The sequence below is a fragment of the Streptomyces sp. NPDC037203 genome, assembly GCF_055605065.1.
Map to the genome: position 1 here is coordinate 202,321 of NZ_JBVJUC010000006.1, position 23,124 is coordinate 225,444.

At 73.6% G+C, this 23,124-nt stretch carries 22 protein-coding genes; 12 read left to right on the forward strand and 10 right to left on the reverse strand.

Annotation, left to right across the window (positions count from 1 at the left end):
* Window positions 1-48: 48 nt before the first annotated feature.
* Complete coding sequence (locus ACZ7EC_RS19230) at window positions 49-1,470, forward strand: PAS domain-containing protein (protein ID WP_471063979.1); 1,422 nt, start codon at window positions 49-51, stop codon at window positions 1,468-1,470.
* Here the strand turns inward: ACZ7EC_RS19230 and ACZ7EC_RS19235 are convergent.
* Window positions 1,458-2,213: an SIS domain-containing protein gene (locus tag ACZ7EC_RS19235; protein ID WP_471063981.1), complete on the reverse strand. Its 756-nt coding sequence runs from the start codon at window positions 2,211-2,213 to the stop codon at window positions 1,458-1,460. The genes ACZ7EC_RS19230 and ACZ7EC_RS19235 overlap by 13 nt on opposite strands.
* Before the next feature lie 219 nt (window positions 2,214-2,432).
* Between ACZ7EC_RS19235 and ACZ7EC_RS19240 the strand changes: the two genes are divergently transcribed.
* Window positions 2,433-3,125, forward strand: coding sequence for a metal-dependent transcriptional regulator (locus tag ACZ7EC_RS19240; RefSeq protein WP_471063983.1), 693 nt, complete (start codon window positions 2,433-2,435; stop codon window positions 3,123-3,125).
* A 300-nt stretch (window positions 3,126-3,425) separates the two neighbouring features.
* Here the strand turns inward: ACZ7EC_RS19240 and ACZ7EC_RS19245 are convergent, their stop codons facing one another.
* From ACZ7EC_RS19245 to ACZ7EC_RS19255, 3 genes are all read right to left on the reverse strand, one after another.
* On the reverse strand, window positions 3,426-5,015 hold the full coding sequence (locus ACZ7EC_RS19245; protein ID WP_471063984.1) for a transporter: 1,590 nt from the start codon (window positions 5,013-5,015) through the stop codon (window positions 3,426-3,428).
* Window positions 5,012-5,788 (reverse strand): ABC transporter ATP-binding protein, encoded by a 777-nt coding sequence (locus ACZ7EC_RS19250; protein ID WP_471063986.1) that lies wholly within the window; start codon window positions 5,786-5,788, stop codon window positions 5,012-5,014. Before ACZ7EC_RS19250 ends, ACZ7EC_RS19245 begins: the two co-directional genes overlap by 4 nt.
* Before the next feature lie 120 nt (window positions 5,789-5,908).
* On the reverse strand, window positions 5,909-6,574 hold the full coding sequence (locus ACZ7EC_RS19255; RefSeq protein ID WP_471063988.1) for a bifunctional DNA primase/polymerase: 666 nt from the start codon (window positions 6,572-6,574) through the stop codon (window positions 5,909-5,911).
* Between the two features lie 258 nt (window positions 6,575-6,832).
* Between ACZ7EC_RS19255 and ACZ7EC_RS19260 the strand changes: the two genes are divergently transcribed.
* Together ACZ7EC_RS19260 and ACZ7EC_RS19265 are read left to right on the forward strand one after the other, a co-directional pair.
* Complete coding sequence (locus tag ACZ7EC_RS19260) at window positions 6,833-8,218, forward strand: transcriptional regulator (RefSeq protein WP_471063990.1); 1,386 nt, start codon at window positions 6,833-6,835, stop codon at window positions 8,216-8,218.
* A 201-nt stretch (window positions 8,219-8,419) separates the two neighbouring features.
* Window positions 8,420-9,928, forward strand: a complete 1,509-nt coding sequence (locus ACZ7EC_RS19265; RefSeq protein ID WP_471063992.1) for a hypothetical protein — start codon at window positions 8,420-8,422, stop codon at window positions 9,926-9,928.
* A gap of 34 nt (window positions 9,929-9,962) precedes the next feature.
* Here ACZ7EC_RS19265 and ACZ7EC_RS19270 read toward each other — a convergent pair whose 3' ends face one another.
* Window positions 9,963-11,285 (reverse strand): ABC transporter substrate-binding protein, encoded by a 1,323-nt coding sequence (locus ACZ7EC_RS19270; RefSeq protein WP_471063994.1) that lies wholly within the window; start codon window positions 11,283-11,285, stop codon window positions 9,963-9,965.
* Between the two features lie 117 nt (window positions 11,286-11,402).
* Here ACZ7EC_RS19270 and ACZ7EC_RS19275 point away from each other — a divergent pair, with 117 nt between their 5' ends.
* Window positions 11,403-11,903 (forward strand): SCO4402 family protein, encoded by a 501-nt coding sequence (locus ACZ7EC_RS19275; protein ID WP_397985408.1) that lies wholly within the window; start codon window positions 11,403-11,405, stop codon window positions 11,901-11,903.
* Between the two features lie 46 nt (window positions 11,904-11,949).
* A complete protein-coding gene (gene purU / locus ACZ7EC_RS19280; protein ID WP_471063996.1) occupies window positions 11,950-12,831 on the forward strand; it encodes a formyltetrahydrofolate deformylase in 882 nt (293 codons plus the stop codon).
* A gap of 25 nt (window positions 12,832-12,856) precedes the next feature.
* Here the strand turns inward: purU and ACZ7EC_RS19285 are convergent, their stop codons facing one another.
* Both ACZ7EC_RS19285 and ACZ7EC_RS19290 read right to left on the reverse strand, forming a co-directional pair.
* Window positions 12,857-13,372, reverse strand: coding sequence for an EF-hand domain-containing protein (locus tag ACZ7EC_RS19285; RefSeq protein ID WP_471063998.1), 516 nt, complete (start codon window positions 13,370-13,372; stop codon window positions 12,857-12,859).
* Window positions 13,373-13,559: 187 nt separating this feature from the next.
* On the reverse strand, window positions 13,560-13,934 hold the full coding sequence (locus tag ACZ7EC_RS19290; RefSeq protein WP_397985411.1) for an STAS domain-containing protein: 375 nt from the start codon (window positions 13,932-13,934) through the stop codon (window positions 13,560-13,562).
* Between the two features lie 342 nt (window positions 13,935-14,276).
* On the opposite strand from ACZ7EC_RS19290, the gene ACZ7EC_RS19295 reads away from it, so the two are divergent.
* The 4 genes from ACZ7EC_RS19295 to ACZ7EC_RS19310 all read left to right on the forward strand — a co-directional run bounded on the left by ACZ7EC_RS19295 (window position 14,277) and on the right by ACZ7EC_RS19310 (window position 17,118).
* A complete protein-coding gene (locus ACZ7EC_RS19295) occupies window positions 14,277-14,855 on the forward strand; it encodes an RNA polymerase sigma factor (protein WP_471064000.1) in 579 nt (192 codons plus the stop codon).
* On the forward strand, window positions 14,852-16,102 hold the full coding sequence (locus ACZ7EC_RS19300; RefSeq protein ID WP_471064002.1) for a zf-HC2 domain-containing protein: 1,251 nt from the start codon (window positions 14,852-14,854) through the stop codon (window positions 16,100-16,102). The genes ACZ7EC_RS19295 and ACZ7EC_RS19300 overlap by 4 nt, the downstream gene beginning before the upstream one ends.
* Window positions 16,103-16,491: 389 nt before the next feature.
* Entirely contained in the window at window positions 16,492-16,626 is a 135-nt protein-coding gene (locus tag ACZ7EC_RS19305; RefSeq protein ID WP_471064004.1) for a hypothetical protein, read from the forward strand.
* A gap of 3 nt (window positions 16,627-16,629) precedes the next feature.
* Window positions 16,630-17,118, forward strand: a complete 489-nt coding sequence (locus ACZ7EC_RS19310) for an ATP-binding protein (RefSeq protein ID WP_471064006.1) — start codon at window positions 16,630-16,632, stop codon at window positions 17,116-17,118.
* Window positions 17,119-17,612: 494 nt separating this feature from the next.
* Here ACZ7EC_RS19310 and ACZ7EC_RS19315 read toward each other — a convergent pair whose 3' ends face one another.
* Window positions 17,613-18,638, reverse strand: coding sequence for a GlxA family transcriptional regulator (locus ACZ7EC_RS19315; RefSeq protein WP_471064007.1), 1,026 nt, complete (start codon window positions 18,636-18,638; stop codon window positions 17,613-17,615).
* 71 nt (window positions 18,639-18,709) lie between these two features.
* On the opposite strand from ACZ7EC_RS19315, the gene ACZ7EC_RS19320 reads away from it, so the two are divergent.
* On the forward strand, window positions 18,710-20,023 hold the full coding sequence (locus ACZ7EC_RS19320; RefSeq protein ID WP_471064008.1) for an MFS transporter: 1,314 nt from the start codon (window positions 18,710-18,712) through the stop codon (window positions 20,021-20,023).
* A gap of 20 nt (window positions 20,024-20,043) precedes the next feature.
* On the opposite strand, the gene ACZ7EC_RS19325 is transcribed toward ACZ7EC_RS19320, so the two are convergent.
* A complete protein-coding gene (locus tag ACZ7EC_RS19325) occupies window positions 20,044-21,231 on the reverse strand; it encodes a flavin-containing monooxygenase (RefSeq protein ID WP_471064010.1) in 1,188 nt (395 codons plus the stop codon).
* 200 nt (window positions 21,232-21,431) lie between these two features.
* Here ACZ7EC_RS19325 and ACZ7EC_RS19330 point away from each other — a divergent pair, with 200 nt between their 5' ends.
* Entirely contained in the window at window positions 21,432-22,295 is an 864-nt protein-coding gene (locus ACZ7EC_RS19330; RefSeq protein ID WP_471064012.1) for a GNAT family N-acetyltransferase, read from the forward strand.
* A 13-nt stretch (window positions 22,296-22,308) separates the two neighbouring features.
* Here ACZ7EC_RS19330 and ACZ7EC_RS19335 read toward each other — a convergent pair whose 3' ends face one another.
* A complete protein-coding gene (locus ACZ7EC_RS19335) occupies window positions 22,309-22,977 on the reverse strand; it encodes a pyridoxine/pyridoxamine 5'-phosphate oxidase (RefSeq protein ID WP_471064014.1) in 669 nt (222 codons plus the stop codon).
* Between the last annotated feature and the right edge of the window lie 147 nt (window positions 22,978-23,124).

A 23,124-nucleotide genomic window follows, 5' to 3' on the forward strand; every position in this document is an offset into this window, starting at 1 on the left:
GCGGAACGGGCGCCTTACGTGCGCCGACGCAGCGTGCAGGGGGTCCAGGTGAGTGCTTCCCGGCGGAGTGGGACCACCGATGAGCTGGGGCCCGACGAGCCCGGCGCATCGGGGGAGTGCGGCGGCGCGGATCTGCTGGCCGCGCTGCTCGACGGCATGGACGCGGCGCTGTGCGCCCTCGACGCGGACGGCGTCGTCACCCACTGGAACCGCGAGGCCGAGCGGATCCTCGGCTGGAGCGCGGCGGAGGCGGTCGGGCGGCGCGGGTTCGCCGGCTGGGCCGTGCGCACCGCCGACGCCGACGAGGTGCAGGCCCGGCTGCTCTCGGCGATGCGCGCCCACGGACGGCAGGTGCACGAGTTCGCGCTGCTCACCAAGGACGGCGGCCGGGTCCTCGTGCGTACCCAGTCCGCCGCCGTACGGGGGCCCGGCGGGGAGCCCGCCGGGGTCTACTGCGCCTTCAGCGAGGTGCACGCGCAGATCGACCTGGAGCGGTCCATCGCGCTGAGCGAGGCGCTGTTCCAGGACGCCGACTGGGGCGTCGTCCTCGTCGACGCCGACCTGCGCCCCGCCGTCGTCAACACGCACGCCGCGAAGGCCCTCGGCGCCGGGCGCGCGTCCGCGCTGGGGCGTCCGCTCGGCGACCTGCTCGCGCAGGGCGTGGAGGAGCTGGAGGCCGCGCTGACCCATGTGCTCGCCGAGGGCGCGCCGCCCGCGCCCGCCGAGGTGTGGGTGACGCTGCGCACCGCCGCCGAGGGCGAGCGGCGCCGCTGCTGGCGCAACGCCTTCCTGCCGCTTTCCTCGCCGCTCGCCGAGGAGCCCGTGCCGCTCGGGGTCGGCTGGCTGTTCACGGACGTCACCGAGGCCAAGCGGGGTGAGCAGGAGGCCGCGCTGCTGCGCTTCCGCACCAAGCAGCTGCACCGCGCGGCACGCGCCGCCGCCGAGTGCGAGGACCCGCTGGAGGCGGCCACCGTCCACCTCGACTACGCCCTCGCCGGCTTCGCCGACCACGCCCTGATCGACCGGCTCGCGAGCGCCCCGCGCGATCCGGGCGCGGGACCGGCGGGTGCGGTACGGCTGGTACGGCTCGCCGCCACGCCCGCCGGAGCGCCGGGTCCGAGCGTGCTCACCGGGGCCGCCGGGCTGCCCGTGCGCTACGAGCCGGGGCATCCGGCGCTGAGCTGCGTGGAGCGCACCGGATGCGTGCGCGCGGAGGCCGGGTCGGTGCCGCCCGAGCTGGCCCGTGAGTGGGCGCTGCGCCGGCAGTGGCCCGGCGACGCGGTGCACGCCCTGTGCGCGGTGCTGCGCAGCCGGGGCCGCACCCTCGGCGTGGTGACCTTCCTGCGCGGCGCCGCCCGCACCCCCTTCGAGCGCTCCGACGCGTCGTACGCCGAGGACGTGGCGCTGCGGATAGCGGCGGCGCTGGACCTCGGCGGGGCGGCCCCGGCCGGGGACGCTCAGCGGCGGTAGAAGATCCGGTCGCCGTACTCGTCCATCACGCGGGTGTTCCAGTCGTGGCCGCCGTCCACGTTGCCCGAGCGCAGCAGCGGGGGCTCGATGCCGCGGTCGGCGAGGGCGGCGGCGGTGGTGGCCAGGACGGCCTGCATCAGCGCCGTGGTGACCACGGTGGAGGCGGGGGCGAAGGGCGCCGGGATGGTGTCGAGGGTGAGCTCCGCGTCGCCGACCGCGATCTTCGAGTCGAGGACCAGGTCGCAGTGGTCCTTCAGGAAGGTGCCGGAGGAGTGCCGGGACGTGGTCTGCGCCGCGTACGCCACCGAGGTCACGCCGATCACCGTGATGCCGAGGGCGCGGGCGCGCTGGGCCATCTCCACGGGCAGCGCGTTGCGCCCCGACAGGGAGATGATCACCAGGGCGTCGCCGGAGCGCAGCGGCGAGGTGCCGAGGACGGCGCTCGCCAGCCCGTCGACGCGTTCGAGCGCGGAGCCGAGGGTGGCGGGGATGACGTCCACGCCCACCACGCCGGGGACGGCGAGCAGGTTCATCAGGGCGAGGCCGCCGGCCCGGTAGACGACGTCCTGGGCGGCGAGCGAGGAGTGACCGGCGCCGAAGGCGAACAGGCGGCCGCCTCTTTCGACGGTGTCGGCGAGGAGGGTGCCGGCGGACTCGATCGCCTCCGCCTCCTCCTCCCCGAGCCGTCGCAGCAGGTTGATGGCGGCGTCGAAGAACAGGTCGGCAGGCGTGCCGTCGCTCATGCGGTGCCCCTTCGCAGCGTCTGTGTCGCGGATCACGGTGCGGTCCGGACCAGTGCGGTGTCAATACGGCCGCCGCCCGTTCCGGCGCCCGGACCCGCCCGCGCTTGTGGAACCCGCCCCGTTCCCCCCGCTGACGCCCGGTTGTCGGTGGCATCCGGCAGAATTGAGTGGAGGCCGGCGCAGGCGCCGGGTGCCGGCAGAGGTAATCGAGGGGCACGTATGTCCGGACTGATCGACACCACGGAGATGTATCTCCGCACCATCCTCGAACTGGAGGAGGAAGGCGTCGTCCCCATGCGCGCCCGGATCGCGGAGCGGCTGGACCAGAGCGGGCCGACGGTGAGCCAGACGGTGGCGCGGATGGAGCGCGACGGACTGGTCTCGGTGGCCAGTGACCGCCATCTGGAGCTGACCGACGAGGGTCGCAGGCTCGCCACCCGTGTGATGCGCAAGCACCGCCTCGCCGAGTGCCTGCTGGTCGACGTGATCGGCCTGGAGTGGGAGCAGGTGCACGCGGAGGCCTGCCGCTGGGAGCACGTGATGAGCGAGGCCGTCGAGCGCCGCGTCCTGGAGCTGCTGCGGCACCCGACCGAATCGCCGTACGGCAATCCGATCCCCGGCCTGGAGGAACTGGGCGAGAAGGACGGCGCCGATCCGTTCCTGGACGAGGGCATGGTCTCGCTCGCCGACCTGGACGCGGGCAGCGACGGCAAGACGGTCGTCGTACGCCGCATCGGCGAGCCCATCCAGATGGACGCGCAGCTGATGTACACCCTGCGCCGGGCCGGTGTGCAGCCCGGATCCGTGGTGAGCGTGACCGAGTCGCCGGGTGGGGTGCTGGTCGGCAGCGGCGGCGAGGCGGCCGAGCTGGCGGCCGACGTCGCCTCCCATGTGTTCGTCGCCAAGCGCTGAGCGCCGGATGGCGCCGGGCCCCGGAAGGACAGCGGGCCCCTGAGACGGCGGAGGGCCCCGGCGCCATGCGGCGCCGGGGCCTGTCCTCCCCTGTGCTGACCCGGAGCCCCGAGCTCTCAGGGTCAGTTCCCCTCGGACCGTTTTTCCCCGAGCGGTCCGCCTCCTGCCAGAAAGATCCCCTCCGGGACGGCGATCATTCCTGACGCGGTGTCACTCGAATGAGGGGTGTTGTCCGCAGGGGCAGTATTTTCGAACCCCTGTTCGCAGTGAGGGGGTCGTCCTCACGCGTACATCCGCAGCTCACCCCTTGCTGACCGCCGCCAGGATCTCCGGCAGCCGTCCCGCCGCCCGCGGGGCCGCGAGGCGCAGCCCGAGCAGCGCGAGCCCGGCGCCGTACCCGGCCCCGACGGGCAGCAGCAGCCAGGCGGCGCCGGTGCCGCCCGCGCCCCGGCCCACCCAGACGGTGAGCGCGATGAAGGGGGCGCACAGGACGGCGGCGGCGAGCATCCCGCCGAAGAGGCCGGCCCAGGCGAGGCCGGCCTGTCCGGGGCTGACGTTCTTCATGGCCTCCTGCGGGACGGAGTACGGGTACCGCGCCGACGCCCACGCCCCGGCCGCCAGCATCGCCCCGAGCAGCGCCAGGGACAGCCCGAGGACCTGCGGCAGCCTGGTCCAGGCGTCCATCAGGGCGACGGTCAGCACCGTGACGAGCGTGGCGTAGGGGAGGGTGATCAGCAGCAGCGCGAGGACCCGGCCGCGCAGCTCCTCGTATGCGTCGCGCGGCGAGGAGATGGTCAGGGCCACCATCCAGAACGCGGAGGTGTCCTGCCCGAACTGGTTGTACATCTGGAGGCCGAGCAGCCCGGCGGCGAAGCACCCGAAGTACACCGACCCGATGTGCTGGAGCGCGTAGAACACCGGGATGAGCAGCCCGACCGCCAGCGAGGTCACCCAGCCGGCCTTGGTCTTCGGATCCCGCCACATGTAGCGCAGGGTGCGCTCCATGACCGCGCCGGTGCGCCCGGCCGGCAGCAGCCGCGCGAGCCCGCCCGTGCGCCGGCGCTCCGCGCGTCCGGTACCGGCCGCCTGGAGCGTGGACCCGTCCGGCATGGTCATCAGCTTGGTCATGCTCCGCGCCCAGACGACGAGCAGCGCCGCCAAGGCGGCCGCCGTGAGGGCGAGCCGGGCGAGCGCGCTGCCGTACGCCCCCTCGCTCGCCGAGTGCACCGCCGCCACCGCCGACGCGGGCGGGACCCAGGACAGCACGTCCGCGACCGGCCGCAGCTGCCCGAGCCCGCCCGAACTGAGGCGCCGCACACCGAAGTTGAACAGCTGGGTGCCGATCGCGATCACCAGTCCGCTGAGCACGGCCAGATCGCGGCCCTTGCGGCTGGTGAGCAGCCGTACGTTGGCGGCGGCCACCGTCCGTGCGAGCGCCACGCACACCAGCAGCGCGAGCGCGAGGGCGACGACCGCGGTGAGCCAGCCCGCCGCGCCCCGCGCCGGCACCAGCACGCAGCCCAGCAGCAACAGCAGGGTGACCAGCGGCCCGACGCCGACCAGGGAGGACACCAGCAGCGCGCGCATCAGCGGCAGGGGCCGCAACGGCAGCATCACCAGGCGGGTCGGATCAAGCGTCTCGTCGCCGGTCGGGAAGAACAGCGGCAGGAAGGCCCAGCCCAGCGCCAGAAGGGCCGTGGCGGTCACGGAGACCACCTCGCCGTGCGGCTGCCGGCTGAGCAGCACCATGCCCGGCAGCTGCGCGAGCGCGAACAGCAGCGCGAGGACGCTGGAGACGATGAACGCGTCCCGCCGCCCCCGCGACTGCCGCAGCCCGCCCCGCAGCAGCGACAGCTTCAGACGGACGACGGTGCCGGTGAGATTCGTCATCGGGCCGCCCCGCCGCCCAGCCAGTCCAGATCGGAGCCGGCGTCGCGGCCGTTCGCCCCCACCAGCTCCAGGAACGCGTCCTGGAGCGTGGGATGTCCGCCGCGCACCTCGGCGAGCGGTCCCGCGGCCCGGATGCGGCCGGCGGCCATCACCGCGACCCAGTCGCACAGCGACTCGACCAGCTCCATGACATGGGAGGAGAAGACGACCGTCGCCCCGGACGCCGTGTACCGCTCCAGGACGCCCCGGATGGTCTGCGCGGACACCGGGTCCACACCCTCGAACGGCTCGTCCAGGAACAGCACTTCGGGGTTGTGCAGCAGGGCCGCGGCGAGCCCGATCTTCTTGCGCATGCCGGTCGAGTAGTCGACGACCAGCTTGTGCTGGGAGCCGGCCAGGTCGAGCACGTCCAGCAGCTGGGTGGCCCGCTTGTCCACCTCGTCCCCCGGCAGCCCGCGCAACCGCCCGCTGTAGCCGAGGAGTTCCCGCCCCGACAGCCGTTCGAACAGCCGCAGTCCCTCGGGCAGCACCCCGATCCGCGTCTTCACGGCCACCGGGTCCCGCCACACGTCGTGCCCGACGACCTCCACGGTGCCCTCGTCCGGCCGCAGCAGCCCGGTCACCATGGACAGGGTCGTCGTCTTCCCCGCCCCGTTCGGCCCCACCAGCCCGATGAACTTCCCCGCGGGCAGCTCCAGGTCGATCCCTCCGACGGCCACCTGCTCCCCGAACCGCTTCCAGAGCCCCCGTATACACACTGCGGTATTGGTCATGCGAGGAAGCCTACGGCGGCATCGACGCGCTCCCGAAGGGGCGCGGGGAACCGCGCGGACAACCACGACGCACCCGCGTCCGCGACCGGTCCGCGACCCGGCGGACGAGGAGGCGAGCCGCTACCGATCCCTGCCGCAGGCATACGCGAGGGCCGAGATCAACTCCTCCACATCCGGCAGCCACCGGTTCGCCGGCGTCGGCCGCCGCGCCCACTGCACCGCCCCCCGCCCCCCGAACCGCGTGGGCGGCGCCGCCACGTACGCCCCCTCGCCCAGCGCCACCAGGTCCAGCGACGCCGGCACCCAGCCCAGTTTCCGCACCAGCTCCGGCACCTTGAGCGAACCCCCCGGCAGCACGAAGAACTGCATGCGCCGGTCGGGAGAGAGCGCGACCGGCCCGAGCGTGAGCGTCATCCGCTCCAGGCGGGCCAGCGCCAGGAACCCCGCGGTCTCCGGGACGGACAGCGCGTCGAACGTGCGCCCCGTCGGCAGCAGCACCGCCGCCGTCGGCTGCTTCTGCCACAGCCGCCGTACCACCGTCGCGCTCCCCGTCGCCTGGGTCGCCCAGTCGGGGCGCGCGGGATGCGCACCCGGCGCGGGGCAGGAGCCCTCGCCGCACGAGCAGCGCGGCATGCCGCGGACGGTTTCCAGCCAGGTCCCCGGAAACACGTCCCAGTGCCGCTCCTCGGCGTAGCGCACGGCGGTTTCCTGCGGTGATTCCCCGCGCTGCTGCGGAATCTGCCCGGCAATCTGACTGTCTTCGGTGGCCGCGATCGTCTCTTCCACGCTCCACTCAACTCCCGCACCCACCGGGAGTTACGGCCCTTGCCCCGCCGGGGGAGGAGCATCGACGGCCCGCGTGGGGCGCATGGGCGCACCGGTGGGGGCGCGCGGGAGGAGGCGGGGAGTGAGTTGGGTAACCAGGAGGGGGGTTGGCATCCGCCGGTACCCGGCAAACCGCACATGTCACGCATTGACGGTATGTCAGCTGGGCACTGATCTTCCCGAAAGGTCACGCTCCAGGGGTTCGCAGGGGGTAGGTACATGGCCGCACGGCCGCTCGTCGCGAGGCAGCCGAACGAAAGGCTGCAGGCACTCATCCAGGAAGCGGGGTGCTCCAACGCCGGCCTTGCCCGGCGGGTCAACATGTGCGGCGCCGAACACGGCCTCGATCTGCGCTACGACAAGACGTCCGTGGCCCGCTGGCTGCGCGGCCAGCAGCCGCGGGGCCGGGCCCCGGCGATCATCGCGGAGGCCCTCGGCCGCAAGCTGGGGCGCACGGTCACGATCGACGAGATCGGCATGGCCAACGGCAAGAACCTCGCCTCCGGGGTCGGTCTCCAGTTCTCGCCGACGGTACTGGGGGCCATCGAGCAGGTCTGCGAACTGTGGCGCAGCGACGTGGGGCGCCGGGACTTCCTCTCCGGCTCCTCGGTCGCCGCGTCCGCGCTGGTCGAGCCCAGCCGCGACTGGCTGATCTCCGCGCCCGACGCCCAGGTGGCCCGGCAGGCGGGCCCGCGCGTGGGCCAGTCCGACGTGGCGGCCGTGCGGTCCATGACCCAGGCGCTCACCGATCTGGACCACCAGTTCGGCAGCGGCCATGTGCGCCCGGTCCTGGTGCACTACCTCAACAGCGTCGTCTCCGGACTGCTCGCGGGCTCGTACCGCGAGTCGACCGGGCGGGAACTCTTCGCCGCCGTGGCCCGGTTGACGGAGCTGGCCGGATACATGGCCGTGGACACCGGCCAACCCGGTCTGGCCCAGCGCTACTACATCCAGTCGCTGCGCCTCGCCCAGGCCGCCGGGGACCGCGGCTACGGCGGATATGTCCTGGCCGCGTCCATGAGCCATCTCGCCGCACAGCTCGGGAACCCGCGCGAGATCGCGCAGTTGGCGCGCGCCGCGCAGGAGGGCGCACGCGGCCATGCGACCCCCCGCGTGGAGGCGATGTTCCACGCGGCCGAGGCGCGCGGGCACGCACTGCTCGGCGACGCGCGCGCGGCGGGCGCCGCGACCGCGCGGGCGGTCTCCGCGATGGAGCAGTGCGACGAGGACTCCGGGGACGACCCGGTGTGGATCCGGCACTTCGACGGGGCCTACCTGGCCGACGAGTTGGCGCACTGCCACCGCGATCTCGGCCAGCCCGAGCAGTCCGCGCGCTATGCCGAGCAGTCCCTCGCCGGGCACCCCGAGTCCCGCGCCCGGCGGCGCGCGATCGGCTATGTGCTGCTCGCCACCGCCCAGGTGCAGCAGCGCGAGGTCGAACAAGCCTGCGCCACCGGCATGAAGGCGGTGGAACTGCTGGAGACGCTGCGCTCCAACCGGGGCGCGGAGTATCTGGAGGACCTCCAGCAACGGCTCGAACCGTTCCGGGACGAGGCGGTGGTACGGGAGTTCGGGGCGCGTCTGGATCTCCAGCAGGCCGCGTGAACACCGGCCCCGCGCACACGTGAACATGTGGCGAACACCACCCGGTGGGGCGATCGGTGCCATGTACAGCGTTGCGCGGGGCCGTTGTGTTACTGCCGCCGGGGGCGGGCGGGCCGCGGGCCGAGGTGCGTGGCAAGGGGCTCCGGGGACCCGGTAGCGTGGCCCGACGATTCACAAGGTCCCCCATTGGTAGGAGTCCCGGTGACGCAGAGTGGACAGGGCGAGGAGCACTCGGCGCAGCCCGCGCACGAAGGCATCGTGCTGCCCTCCGACGGAGGAGAGCCCCTGCTGCCGGGCATGACCGCCACGCCCGCCGGCGGCCAGGCCTGGGGCGGGTCCTGGGGGCCCGGACAGCAGGCGCCGCAGCACGGAGCGCAGGACCAGGGCTGGCCCCCGGCGCCCGCCCCGCAGTGGGGCGACCAGGGCGGCCACCAGCCCCCGGCCGGCGCCGGCCCGCTGCCCCCGGAGGGCGCCCCGGCCCCGTCGTACGGGGGACAGCAGCAGGCGTCGTACGGCGGTCAGCCGCAGGGCTACGGCGCACGGGACCCGTACCAGCAGCAGGGCCACCAGCCCCAGCAGCACCAGGGTCACCAGCCCCAGCAGCCGCAGTACCCGGCCCCCGGCCAGGCCGCCCCGCTGCCCCCGGCCGCGGACGACGCCACCCACTATCTGCCGCCGGTCTCCGCCGCCCCCGCCGACGAGGGCGCCACCCAGTACATACCGCCGGTGACCGCCGGGGCGCTGCCGCCCGAGTCGCCCGGCGAGGAGACCCGCTACCTCGGGGCCGACCGCCGGACCCCGCCCCCGCCCGCCTCGCCCGACACCGAGGCCACGCAGTACATCCCGCCGTACCAGGCCCAGAACCAGAACCCGGCGCAGGGGCAGGGCGGGGACCGGCAGCCGCCCGCCGAGTTCGACAACCTCTTCCGGGGCGGTCCGGCCGGCCCCGAGGCCCCGGCCGGCTCCACCGCGCAGTTCCCGCGCGTCGAGCAGCCGGGCGCCTACCAGCCCTCGTACGACGGCCCTCCGTCCCCGTACACCCGCCACGACGACGGCGAGGACGAGCGGCCCCGGCGCCGTCCGTCGAAGGTGCCCATGATCGCGGCCGTCGGCGTCGGCATCGTGGTGCTCGGCGTGGGCGCGGGCGCGCTGCTCAGCAAGAGCGGCGGCTCCTCGGGCAGCACGGACGGCAACAAGACGGTGGCCGCCACCTCCGCGGCCCCGCAGAGCTCCGGGCCCGCCGCCGATCCGGCGCGCGCCCAGGCGGTCGAGCTGGACAAGCTGCTCGCCGACAGCGGCAGCAGCCGCGCCACGGTGATCAAGTCGGTGGCCGACGTCAAGCAGTGCGCGAGCCTCGACGGCGCCGCCACCAATCTGCGCAGCGCGGCCGGGCAGCGCAGCCAGCTGGTCACCCGGCTCGGCAAGCTGAACGTGGGCAGGCTGCCGGACAACGCGGCTCTGACGGCCGCCCTGACCAAGGCGTGGCAGGCCTCGGCCGCGGCCGACAACCACTACGCGGCGTGGGCCGACCAGATCAAGGCCGGCGGCAGGAAGACCTGCCACAAGGGGCACGCCAAGGGCACCGGGGAGGCGCAGGCCGGCAACCGCGAGAGCGGCACCGCGAGCCAGCAGAAGGCCAAGGCGGCGGAGCTGTGGAACGCCATCGCCGCCAAGTACGGCCTGACCCAGCGCCAGCCCACCCAGCTCTGACGGTCCCGGCCCGTGAGGACGCGGACGCGGGGCCCTACTCCACGTCCGCGTTCTCCAGGGTGCCGGTCATGTCGGTGGTGCCGTCGATCCCGCCGATGCCCTCGCGGGGCGCGACCAGCTCGCCGTCCCGCACCACCTGGAGGGTGACGTCGGCGTTCACCATCCGCGGGAAGCCGACCGAGGCCAGCCTGCCCTCGTAGGGCCAGCGCAGCGTGGGGGTGAGACCCCCGGTGGAGACCGCGAGGCCGCCGTCCAGCGTCTTGCGCACGGAGTCGGCGCTCACCGTGCCGCCGCCGATCTTCTCCAGGACGGCCTTCAGCACGGTGTAGGCGATCCAGGTGGTCTGCACCCCGGCGTCCGCGGGGTCGATGCGGTTGTCGCCGAACGCCTCTTCGCTGATCACCTGCTTCATCCGCGTCCAGCGGGCGTCGCTCGCGGGCGGGTACCAGCCGGTGACGTAGGCCCCCTCGTACGGCCCGGACGCGCCGCCGGTCGCGTTGATCATCGTCTGGTCGACGCTGCCCAGCACCGTGCCGAGCCGCACCGCCGGGTAGTCCGCGCGCTCGCGCCGGAAGGAGTCCATGAAGGTGTCCGTGCGGTCGCCGAGCGCGGGCACCACGCACCCCTTCCTCGGCGCGTCGCCGGCCGCGTACCGCAGCGCCCTGCCGGACGGCGTGCCGTACTCGGTGAGGTCCTCCGCCACGAGCTGGTCCCGCGCCGCGGGGTGCCCGCCCGCCTTCAGCCCGGAGTCGAGCACGGCGGGCAGCTCGTCGCCCGCGATGCTGTCGGGGCGGACCAGCGAGACCGGGCCGCAGCTCGCCGCGAGCGCCCTGCCGAGACCGGCGAGCAGCGCGGGCTGGCCGCCGTTGACCGGGTAGGACATCATCCCGGTGAACTCGTCGGTGGTGACGCCGTAGCCCCCGATGTAGGGGATGCCGGCGCTCTCCAGCGGGGCGAGGAAGGAGTCGCCGAACTGGCTGTAGGAACCGACGACGGCGACCACGCCCTCGTCGGCCGCGCGCCGGGCGCAGCCGGCGGCGTCCACGCTGTCGTTGTGGTCGTTGCAGGTCAGGACCTGGAGCTTGTGGCCGCCGATGCCGCCTCGGGAGTTGATCCACTTGGCGTAGGCGAGGGCCATCGCGGGCATGCCCGGCTTGTTGGTGGCGTCGGTGTCCTGCGGGGCCCAGGTCATGACCTTGACGGTGTCCGCGGAGCCCGTGACGGACGGGAGGACCCCGCAGCCGGCGGTGAGCGCGGCGCACACGGCCAGCGCGCCCAGGGACAGGGCACGCGCCCTGCCGGGGCGGGCGGCGGAGGGAAGGGGGGACGTGCTGGTGGTGCGGGGCCTGCCGGTCATGGTCCCGCACGATTCCCTCACACCGCGAACCCGCGAGTGATCCACGGCCGACGGAAGGTGACGCATGGGTGAATTGCGGGGGCCGGTGCGGCGCGCGGACCGATGAACGTACGATCGGTGACCGTGCAAGGTTCGGAGAACTCTTCCCGTCGCGGCCGTCGCTCCTCCACCATGGGCGGCATGCCTCTGAACGACATGCCGTGGTGGCGCTGGCGCACACAGGTGCGGTCGGCTCTGCACATGCTTTCCGACCCCGTCTTCCAGCGGGACGTCTGGCTGGCCGGCGTCGACGGCTACGGCGACGTCACCGACGCCGTGTACCGGCTGGTGGAGGACACCTGGCTGGACAACTGGTCCGCGGAGAAATACGTCGGCACCATCTTCCGCGACTCGCAGGAGGCGGCGCTCGTCGACACCGCGGTGCTGCGGGTGCTGCGGATCATGCACCAGGTCGGTCCGGACGCTCCGGTCTCCGCCTACGTCGACCATCCGGGCTGGCCGGAGGCCGTGCGCGCGGCGCGGGACGCGCATGTGCGGATGGCGGCCAGCGACGGCGAGGAGCCGGACACGCCGCCCAGGAGCCTGGAAGTGCTGCGCATCCTGACCCGGTCCGCGTAGCGGACGGCGGCCCGTCACCGGGGCCGCGTATGGGACCCTGAGTTGCATGAACGAGCAGTCCACGCCCGCCGCCGCCCCGGCCGACCAGTACGTCCTCACCCTGTCCTGCCCGGACAAGAAGGGGATCGTGCACGCCGTGTCCAGTTACCTCTTCATGACCGGCTGCAACATCGAGGACAGCCAGCAGTTCGGCGACCACGACACGGGTCTGTTCTTCATGCGTGTCCACTTCACGGCGGAGGAGCCGGTCACCGTGGACAAGCTGCGCGCCAGCTTCGCCGCGATCGGCGATTCCTTCCGCATGGACTGGCAGATCAACCGGGCCGACGCGAAGATGCGCGTCCTGCTGATGGTCAGCAAGTTCGGGCACTGCCTGAACGACCTGCTGTTCCGGGCCCGGATCGGCGCGCTGCCGGTGGAGATCGCCGGCGTGGTGTCCAACCACACGGAGTTCGCTGAGCTGGTCGGCTCCTACAACGTCCCGTTCCACCACATTCCGGTCACCAAGGACACCAAGGCGGAGAGCGAGGGCAAGCTGCTCGACCTCGTCCGCGAGGAGCGGGTCGAGCTGGTGGTGCTCGCGCGCTACATGCAGGTGCTCTCGGACGACCTGTGCAAGCAGCTCAGCGGCCGGATCATCAACATCCACCACTCCTTCCTGCCGAGCTTCAAGGGCGCCAAGCCGTACCACCAGGCGCACGCCCGCGGCGTCAAGCTGATCGGCGCCACGGCGCACTACGTGACGGCCGACCTGGACGAGGGGCCGATCATCGAGCAGGAGGTCGAGCGGGTCGGGCACGACGTGACCCCGGACCAGCTGGTGGCGATCGGCCGGGACGTGGAGTGCCAGGCGCTCGCGCGCGCGGTGAAGTGGCACGCGGAGCGCCGGATCCTGCTGAACGGGCGCCGCACGGTGGTCTTCGCCTGACCGCTTGCCCTGGCCGCCCGGTGTCTCACCGCTCGGCGATGGTGAAGTAGCGCGCGAACGCGGGTACGACATCCCGCTCGTCGATCTCCCCGTCCCCGTCGGCGTCCAGGGCCGCGGCGACGGTCCCGGCGATCTCGCGGGGCACCTGGCACACCCGCAGCAGCCGCGTGGCGTCCCCGACGGTGACCCGGCCGTCGCCGTCGGCGTCCGCGACGGCCAGCGCCGCGTGCAGGAAGGGGCGGGCGATCTCGGCGAACCGGTCGGGGGTGTCGCGCAGCCGCTTGACCGCGCCGCCGACGAACTCCTCGCGGGTGATGCGCTGATCGCCGTCGCGGTCCGCGATCCCGGCCATGCCCTGCCAGAACGCCTCGGCGCCGGCGTACAGCGCCTGTCCCTTGTCGGAGCGCGCGGCCACGGCGAACTCGGCGAGCAGCGCCTTGGCCACCGAGTTGAAGTCCTCGCGGGCGATGAATCCGTTGCCGTCCTGGTCGAAGGTGGCGAACCGGGCGGCGATCCTGCGCTCGTACTCGGTGCTGACCATGTCTGTTCGGGCCGCCTTTACCTGTGCGTGGGGGGCGATCTCGCGGCTGCCGCGGATCTCGCGTTACTCGCACGGAGCGTACGGCCTGGGTGACGGCAAAGTGACGGAAAACCGATGGTTGTGCCAAGACCGGGGGAATTCCGCGACAAGAGTGTCGTCTTGTCGCAAAGTACGGCGCGTGCCCGGCTCAGGCCGACAGGGGGCCCGCTTCCTCTGTGGTGGCGGTGTCGAGATCCGGGTGGCAGTCGAAGAGGCGGCGCACGCCGAGCGCGCCCAGTACCCGGTTGACGTGCGAGCCGTCGTCGGCGCCCCGGTCGGGCAGGATCAGCCGCAGCTGCCCCTGGCAGGAGCGGATCAGCCGGCGGGCGGCGATGAGCACGCCGACGCCGCTGGAGTCGCAGAAGAAGACGTCGGAGAGGTCCACGACGAGGCTGTGGTGGCCCTCGGCCACGACGTCGTGCACGTGCTGGCGCAGGACCGGCGAGGTCATGAGGTCCAGCTCGCCGCGCACTTGGAGCACGGCCCAGTCGTTTCTTTCGACGCCGGTCACATTGAATGCCACGGCCCAGCCCCTCCGCTCGCGGGTTCTCCCGGAACCGCCCGGAACCGGAAGCCGTTCCTACGTTTCATTCCGCGCGGCTGCCCAGCCGCGTTTCCCTGAAACTCGATGCGGCAAACCGCACATGATCTTTTAGGGGCTTGTTTCAGTCACTATCGATCCGCTTCGATCAGATATACACGTAGCGTCTGTGGGGAAAGTGTGAAGAGGGCACTATCACCTGCGGCGCTGCCGCGTCGCGCTTTGACACAAAGAGAGGTGCCCTGTCGGCCCCGCCGACTACATTCGGGACAACGGTCGCACGGACACCGGCGGGCCGGACGACGGGCGAGGGGAGGGGACCCCATGGCCAAGCAGGACGCGCCACCGCGCTGGGACCGCAAGATGCAGCAGCGGCTCGCCCGCGGTGAGGCGGCCGCCCTGGGCGAGGCGTACGACCGGTTCGCCTCCCTGGTGCACAGCCTGGCCCACCGCGTCCTCGGCGAGGAGAAGGCCGCCGACGCCGTCACCCGCGAGGTCTTCGCGCACATCTGGGAGCACCCCGAGACGTACGACCCGAAGCAGGGCCCGCTGCGCACCTGGATCGCGGCGGTGACGCACCGGGTGGCCGTCCAGCGCCTGCGGGACCGGGAGGAGCGGGACCGGGACGGCATCGAGAGTGTGCTGTGCGGCGAGGAGGACCTGGAGAGCAAGGTGCGCCGCGCCTCCGTGGCCGCCCGCGCCGACTACATCGTGCACTCCATGCCGGTGCCGCTGCGCCGCGCGCTCGAACTGGCGTACTTCCAGCGCCGCGACTACCGCCAGACGGCCGCCGACCTGGGCGTCACCGAGGACGAGGCCCGCCGCCGGCTCCGGCTCGGCCTGCAACTGCTGTCCACCGCCCACGACGCCGGGACCCCGCCGGGCTACGGAGGCGCGGCATGAGCGGGGCGGAGGAGTTCCGGGCGGAGTACGGCGAACCCCGTGAGCGGCGGATACCGGCGCCCCGCGTCCCGGTGGAGGACGGCGGAGATCCGCTGCCCGAGCCGGCCGGCCGGGGCGAGGAGACGTCCGTGCCGCTCGACCTGCCGCACGACGTGCTGAAGTCGCTGCTCGGCGCGTGGGCGCTGGCCGCGTGTTCGGCGGCGGAGACGGAGGCGGTGGAGCACCACCTGGGCGGCTGCGGCGGCTGCGCCGACGAGGCCCGCCGGCTGCGCGAGGCGGTCGGCCTGCTGCACCAGCCCGAGACCCTCGACCTGGACCCGGCGCTGCGCACCCGCGTCCTCGACGCCTGCCTGGACCGCCGGCCGCCGCGCATCCCGGTCCCGGACTGGGCCGCGCCGTACGACGCGGAGACCGCCCGCCTGGACGCGCTGCTCCAGGACTTCGGGGACGCGGAGTGGCACGCCCCGGTGCGGCTGCGGTGGTTCGAGGGCGACGTCCAGACGAGCCGCCGTACGACCGTCGCCGGGGTGATCGCGCATCTGCTGGCCGTGGACGGCCTGATCGCGGCGGCGCTCGGCCTGGACGATCCGCTCGGGAACGCGACCGGGGCGATCGGCCCGGCGGCCCGCACGGAAGCCTGCTGGCGGTCCACCCCGTTCCCGCCGACCCGCGCGGTCCACGCGCCCTGGCGCGAGCAGACGCACGCCCTGGTGCGGACGGTGTCCTTCACCGGCGGCGCCGCGGACGGGTTCGCCGTCCCCTACGGCGGCTTCGAACTCCCGCTGCACGACGCGATGCTGGACCGCGCGTTCGGCTGCTGGGTGCACGCGGAGGACATCGCGGACGCGGTCGACTATCCCTACCGCCCACCGGCCTCGCGCCACCTCGACAAGATGATCGAGCTGGCCGTCCGCCTCCTTCCGGGCGCCCTGGCCGCCCGCCGCCGGTCCGGGCTGTCCACCCCGCCCCGCTCCGCCCGCCACCTGACCGCCGCCGGTTCTCCCGGCCGCACCCTCCGCCTGGAGATCGAGGGCCCCTCCGGCGGCAACTGGCTGATCCCCCTCGACTCCCCGTCCGCCACGACCTCCACCGAGCTGGAGGTCGCCCATGTCGCCCTGGACGCAACCGAGTTCTGCCACCTGGCCGCCGGTCACCTCCTTCCGGAGGAAGCGGCGGCGGGCCAACTCGGCGACCGGGAGGCGATCAGGGACGTGCTGTACGCGACGGCGTCGCTGAGCCGTATGTGACCGGGGCCGGCCACCGGTGCCGGTCGGAAGCCATGGCCCAAGATGTCGCGGATCGTGGCGTCCTGGAATCACAGAGCGTCGATATCGGGTTGTGTCCTTCGCGAGGCTCGTCACGGCTCGGAGTCGGGCGGCGCTCCGGTACCTTGTGTGGGATGCGAGTGGCTGCGAGCGCGGGCGGTGCCGGCGGTGCCCCTGGGGCGGCGCCGGGACATGCGGTGCGCGCCGCTGCTCGCCGGGCGGACCGGGCTGACGCCCCCGTCTGTTCGACTCCCCGGCGCAAGCGTCGCACAGTATGCCCTACGCGTACTCCTTCGCGAGGGAATATGCCCGAAGCGCTTGTTGGGGTGACTGTACGTCAACCATGCTGTGAGGCAAGGAGATCACGTTCCGTGACCCTTGCTCTGGCTGTTGTCCAGACCATGCAGGAAATGGCCACGATCGTGGCCCTCGTGATCGTCGCCACGGCTCGCGCCGGGGCGGTTCGGTGGCGCGGGGTCGCGGTTCTGCCGGTTCGGATGGTGTGAGCGGTGCAGGTGCTTCAAGTGCAGCTGGAGATCCGGCCCGACCCCGCGGAGGTGGGGCGCGCGAGGAAGTGGGCCCGTTCGCGGCTCGACGGGCTGGGTATAGCGGCCGACGAGCCGGTGGCCGAGACGCTGGTCCTGCTCGTCTCCGAACTGGTGACCAACGCCGTGGTGCACACCGGCCGCCCTGCGGTCCTGCGGCTCTCCCTGCCGGGCACGCGGGCCGCGGCCGCCCCCTCGCCCACGGTGCGGGTGGAGGTGACCGACACCTGCTCCCGCGCCCCCGTGCCGCGCTGCGTCGGCAGTGACGCCACCGGTGGCCGGGGCCTGGCCCTGGTCGACTGCCTCGCCGACCGCTGGGGCTGGAGTCGCGAGGGCGCCGGCAAGAGCATCTGGTGTGAGGTGGACGGCGGCGCGCGCCGCGAGGGGAACGCGGCGGTGGCGTACGGCGGTGGTCCGTCCACGTACGAGGATTTCGCCTTCGAAGCGGTCTGACTCGGGGTGTCGCGGTGCGCCGGGGGATGCCTCCGTGCGCGGGCGTCGTGAATCGGCCGCGTGTCCTGAACCAGCGCCCCGGCATTGACGATCCGTGCCCGGCTGAACACGCTGGTGTGCGTCGATCCGCCGCGAGGGGACGGCGAGGGCCGGGCGGCGGCCAAGGGTCCTCACCGGAAGCGGATCGCACCGGAGGGCGGCGCGGGCATGCGGCGCAGGGGGTGCCCGCGCCGCCAACCGGGCTGTGTGCGCGATGCGTTGAACCAGAGAACCGCCACTCTCTCCACAGCCTGTGGACAACTTTCCCGGATTCCGGTCCCGCCCGCACACGCGGTAACCGGTGATCGGATCAAGTGCGCGCGGTGGTGGAATCATTCACCGTCGACGGCGATCTTCACCAAGGGTTCGTGGGCGAGATCGGTCTCCGGCGGCGTAGTCGGCCCGGTCGATGGCGGTCGACCGCTCGACCATCGACTCGGTGGAGGCAGGCGCGCTCACGCGGGCGCGGAAAGGGACCGGAATGTCCGGCGGTAGGCCGTCGGGGTCACCCCCAGTGCCTGTTGCATGTGCTGGCGCATCGACTGGGCCGTGCCGAAGCCGGAGGATTGGGCCACCTGGTCCACGGAGAGGTCGGTGGTCTCCAGCAGCTGGCGGGCACGGTCGATGCGTTGGCGGGTGAGCCACTGGCCGGGGCTGACGCCGGCCTCCTCGCGGAAGCGGCGGGTGAAGGTGCGTACGGACATGGCCTCCTGCTCGGCCAGGTCGCGCAGCTGGATCGGCTCGTGCAGCCGCTCCAGCGCCCACGCGCGGGCGCCGCTGGTGGTGGCGAGCTGTGGGTCGGGCACCGGGCGCTCTATGTACTGGGCCTGTCCGCCGTCGCGGTGCGGCGGGACGACCATCCGCCGGGCCACGTCGTTGGCGACCGCCGTGCCGAAGTCGCGGCGGACCATGTGCAGGCACAGGTCGATCCCGGCGGCCACCCCGGCGGAGGTCAGCACGTCCCCGTCGTCGATGAACAGCACGTCCGCGTCCACCTCGACCTGCGGGAACAGCCGCTGGAAGTGGTCCGCCTCGGCCCAGTGCGTGGTCGCCGGGCGGCCGTCCAGGCGTCCGGCGGCGGCGAGGACGTACACGCCGGTGCAGATGGAGGCGAGCCGGGTGCCGGGCCGGACCAGGGCCAGTGCGGCGGCCAGTTCCCCGGTCAGCCGGCCCTCCTCGAAGACCGGGCCCAGCTCGTACGACGCCGGGACGATCACCGTGTCGGCGCTGGCCAGCGCCTCCGGGCCGTGCGGTACGTGGATGGCGAAGTCGGCGTCCGTCTCCACCGGGCCCGGCGGCCGCACCGAGCAGGTGAGGACCTCGTACAGGGGGCGGCCGTGCGCGTCCTTCGGGCGGCCGAACACACGGTGCGGGATGCCCAGTTCGAAGGGGAGCAGCCCGTCGAGGGCGAGGACGGCGACCCGGTGCGGGCGGAACTCCCCCGCGGTGTCCGCCACCCCGTCGGCACGATCGATACGCATGGCCCGATCCTAGCGAATGCTGTCCTTCGGGCCACTCGATGCACGGGAAAGAAACCCGGACGCTGGACGACGTGACTCAGACAAACCCCGCCCCCGCCCGGACCGCCGCCCCGCCCGGCCCGCGCCCCCGTATCCGCCCGCACCGCGCCTGGTTCGTCGCGGCCGTCACCTTCGTCACGATCACCGGCGCGGCCGCCTTCCGTTCCCTGCCCGGCCTGCTGATCGACCCGCTGCACCAGGAGTTCGGCTGGTCGCACGGGACGATCGGCGCGGCCGTCTCCCTCAACCTCGCGCTCTACGGCGTGACCGCGCCGTTCGCCGCCGCGCTGATGGACCGCTTCGGCATCCGGCGGGTGGTCGCGGTGGCGCTGGCCGTGATCGCGGCCGGCTCCGGGCTGACCGTGTGGATGACGGCGGCGTGGCAACTGTGGCTGTGCTGGGGGCTGATGGTCGGGCTCGGCAGCGGCGCGATGGCGCTGGCCTTCGCGGCGACGGTCACCAACCGCTGGTTCACCGCCCGGCGCGGTCTGGTCACCGGCATCCTGACCGCCGCGTCCGCCTCCGGCCAGCTGGTCTTCCTGCCGCTGCTGTCCTGGATGGTCGAACACCACGGCTGGCGGCCCGCCGCCGTGACCGTCGCCCTCGCCGCCCTGGCCGTGGTCCCCTTCGTCTGGCTGCTCCTGCACGACCACCCGGCGGACGTAGGGCAGAACCCGTACGGGTCCGCGGAGTTCCTGCCGAAGCCGCCCCCGGCGACGGGCGCCGCCCGGCGCACCCTCGCGGTCCTGGCCACCGCCGTGCGCACCGGCACCTTCTGGCTCCTCGCCGGCACCTTCGCGATCTGCGGCGCCACCACCAACGGCCTGGTCCAGACCCACTTCGTGCCCGCCGAGCACGACCACGGCATGCCGGTGACGACCGCGGCCTCGCTGCTCGCGGTGGTCGGGGTGTTCGACGTCGTCGGCACGATCGCCTCCGGCTGGTTCACCGACCGCTTCGAATCCCGCCGCCTGCTGGCGCTCTACTACGCACTGCGCGGCCTGTCCCTGATCTTCCTGCCGATGCTGCTGGCGCCCTCGGTCCACCCGCCGATGCTGTTCTTCATCGTCTTCTACGGCCTCGACTGGGTGGCCACCGTCCCGCCCACCCTCGCCCTGTGCCGTGAGCAGTTCGGCGAGGACAGCGCGATCGTCTTCGGCTGGGTGCTCGCCTCCCACCAGATCGGCGCCGCCCTCATCGCCTACCTCGCCGGCCTCGCCCGCGACGTCTTCGGCTCCTACGACCTCGTCTGGTACGCCTCGGGCACGCTGTGCGCGGCGGCGGCGCTGATGTCCCTGGTGATCCGCAGGGTGCGCGCACCCGAGCCGGTCCTCACCACCGGCTGATCCGCCGGGGCCGCGCGGTGCTACCGGCGGTGCCCTACACGGGCCGACACCGCCTTCGCGATCCGCCCCGCGTCCCGTGCCAGTTCCCGCAGCATCCCGCTGATCGGGTTGGTGTACCCGGTGAAGTAGAGGCCGGGAGCCGACTTCGGGGTCCGGCCGCCCCGTACGACGGGTTTTCCGTCCGCGCCGAGGACGTCCAGGTGCCCGACCAGCCCTTCGAGTCCCCGCGCGTATCCCGTCGCCGCGATCACCGCGTCCGGTTCGATCCGGGAGCCGTCCGCCAGGACCACCTTCCCCGCCTCGAACGACTCCACGGCCGCCACGACCTCCACCTTCCCGCGCCGCACCGCGTCCAGCAGACCCACGTCCTGCACCGGGATCGCACCCTGCCTCACCCTGCTGTACAGGCCGGTGCGGGGCCGGGGGAGCCCCTGGGCGGACAGGTCGGGCAGGAACAGCCTGGCCTGCTGCCGGGAGAGCAGGTCCACGAGGCGCACCGGCAGCCGCCGTACCAGCACGCCCGTGTACTGCGCGGGCCAGCCCAGGGTGGAGCGGCGCACGATGTGCGGGACGGTGCGCACCGCGAGGCGGATCCGCGCGGCCCCGCCCTCCACCAGGTCCACGGCTATCTCGGCACCGGTGTTGCCGGCCCCCACCACCAGCACGTCCCGTCCGGCGTACGGCCCGGCGTCGCGGTACGCGCCGGCGTGCAGCAACTCGCCGTCGTACGACTCCCGCCCCGGCCAGTCGGGGATGCGCGGGGTGTGGTTGTAGCCGGTGGCGACGACCACGGCGCTGCCGGTCAGCTCACGGCCGCCGGACGCGCGCAGCAGCCAGCCGGCGCCGTCCGGGGCGGGCTCGACGCGGTGCACCTCGACGCCGGTGACGATCTCCAGCCCGTGGTGTTCGGCGTACTTCTCCAGGTAGCGCACCAGGTCGTCGCGCGCGACCCAGCGGCCGAACCGGCGCGGGATCTTCAGGCCGGGCAGGGCGGACAGCCGGCGGGTGGTGTGCAGACGGAGCCGGTCGTAGTGGCGCCGCCAGGACGCGCCGACCGCGTCGGACTTCTCCAGCACCACCGCCCGTATGCCGCGCGCCCGCAGCGCGTACGCGGCGGCGAGGCCGCCCGGACCTGCGCCGATGATGTACACCGGGTGCTCGGCGGGGGTCGGCGAGATGGGCGCGGGGGCGGGGCGGGAGACGGCCATGAGCGGGAGCGTAATCATCCACCCGCTTGATGGGTCTCGGTCAAGACCGGAATTGGTTCCGGATTGATCACGGATGTGCCGGGTGTGTACGCGGATGGTGAGCCGAGGGGGCGGCAGTGACCCCCCGGCGGGAGCGCGGGCGGCGGTGGCGGGCGGTAAACCGGTTTCGCCGAGCGTGAGTCGGGCCCGACCATGAGCCCATGAGCCCCGAGTCCTGGCAGTTGACCGACGACCTCGACGACTTCCTCGCCCGCGCGGGCGGCTTCCTGCGGTCCCGCCCGGCGGCGCACACCGTGCCGCTGACGGTGACCGACACCCTCCGCGGGCACGGGCTGCACTACTACGGCCCCGACGTGCCCCTGTTCGGCACCCTCGCGGCGGCCGACGGCCGTGTCACCGCGGCCATGCTCCACACACCGCCGTTCGGCCTCTCCCTCACGGCCGTCACGGCACCGGGGGCCGAGGCGCTCGCCGGTCAACTGGCGGCGCGGGGACGGGGGTTGACGGATGTGGCCGCCGAGCAGGAGACGGCGGCGCTGTTCGCGGCGGCCTGGCGGCGGCGGACCGGCCGGGAGGCGACCGTGCGCCGCCGCCAACGCCTCTACCGCCTCGGCCGGTTGACGCCGCCGCGGCCCGCTCCGGACGGCCGCGCGAGGGTCGCCGGACCGGCCGACCGGGCGCTGCTGGCTTGCTGGTTCGGGGAGTTCGGCCAGGCGGTGGGCGAAGGCGCCGTGCGGGACGCGGAGGCGTGGGCGGACGCCCGTATCTCCTACGGCGGCGTCACCCTGTGGGAAGCCGCCGACGGCACGCCCCTCGCCATGGCCGGGTCGACCAAGGAGATCGCGGGGCAGGTGCGGATCGCGCCGGTGTACACCCCGGCGCGATGGCGGGGACGCGGATACGCCGGAGCGGTCACCGCCGAGGTGAGCCGGGCCGCGCGGGCCGCCGGGGCGGACGAGGTGCTCCTCTTCGCGGACCTGGCGAACCCCACCAGCAACGCCCTTTACCAGCGGCTCGGTTACCGGGAGGTCGCGGACTTCGCGGTGTGGGCCTTCGGGGACTGATGCCCCGCACGCCTCACGGCCACAGCAGCCCCCTGCTCCACCCGAACCCCGTGCTGCGGTACTCCAGCCGGACGTGGGCGCGGTCGGGGGCGCCCTGGAAGAACTCGACCGTGTCGGGGCGCAGCCGGTAGAGGGTCCAGGTGGGGGCGGGCAGGGAGGGGTTCTCGCGGGCCTCGGCCCAGGCGGCTTCCGAGGCCCGGCGCAGCTCGTCCAGCGCGGCCAGCTCCTCGCTCTGGTGCCCGGTCAGCGCCGCCGCGAGGGCACCCGTGGAGCGCGCGTGCAGATCCGCCTGGCTCTCCTCCGGCGGCGCCGCCGCGACCGGCCCGCGCACCCGCACCTGGCGGCCCAGCACCGGCCAGTAGAAGGTCAGGGCGGCGTACGGATGGGCGTCGAGCGCCCGGCCCTTGCGGCTCGTGGCGTGGGTGGCGAAGGACCAGCCGCCGGGGTCGGCGCCGTGCAGCATCACGATCCGGGCGTCCGGCCGCCCCTCCTCGTCCACCGTGGCCAGCGTCATCGTGTGCGGCTCCGGCTGGCCGGCGTCCACCACCTCCCCGAACCAGCTCGTGAACAGCGGCAACGGGGTCGGCGGGGCCGTCTCGGGGTCGAACGGCGGCAGCCGGGTCACCTCGGGAGACCAGACGCGCTGGGTCCGGAGCAGGGCGTGGAGATCGTTCTGTGCCATGGGGCCGAGTATCCAGGCCCGCGCCGGCCGGTCCGCCCCCGCCCCGCCACCCCCTCTCACCCGTTCGGGCCGCCCGGTGGCGCACGAGAGGGCATCCGGATGCGCGGGTGCCGGGATCCGCCCAGGCTGGGAGCGCGGGCTGACCGG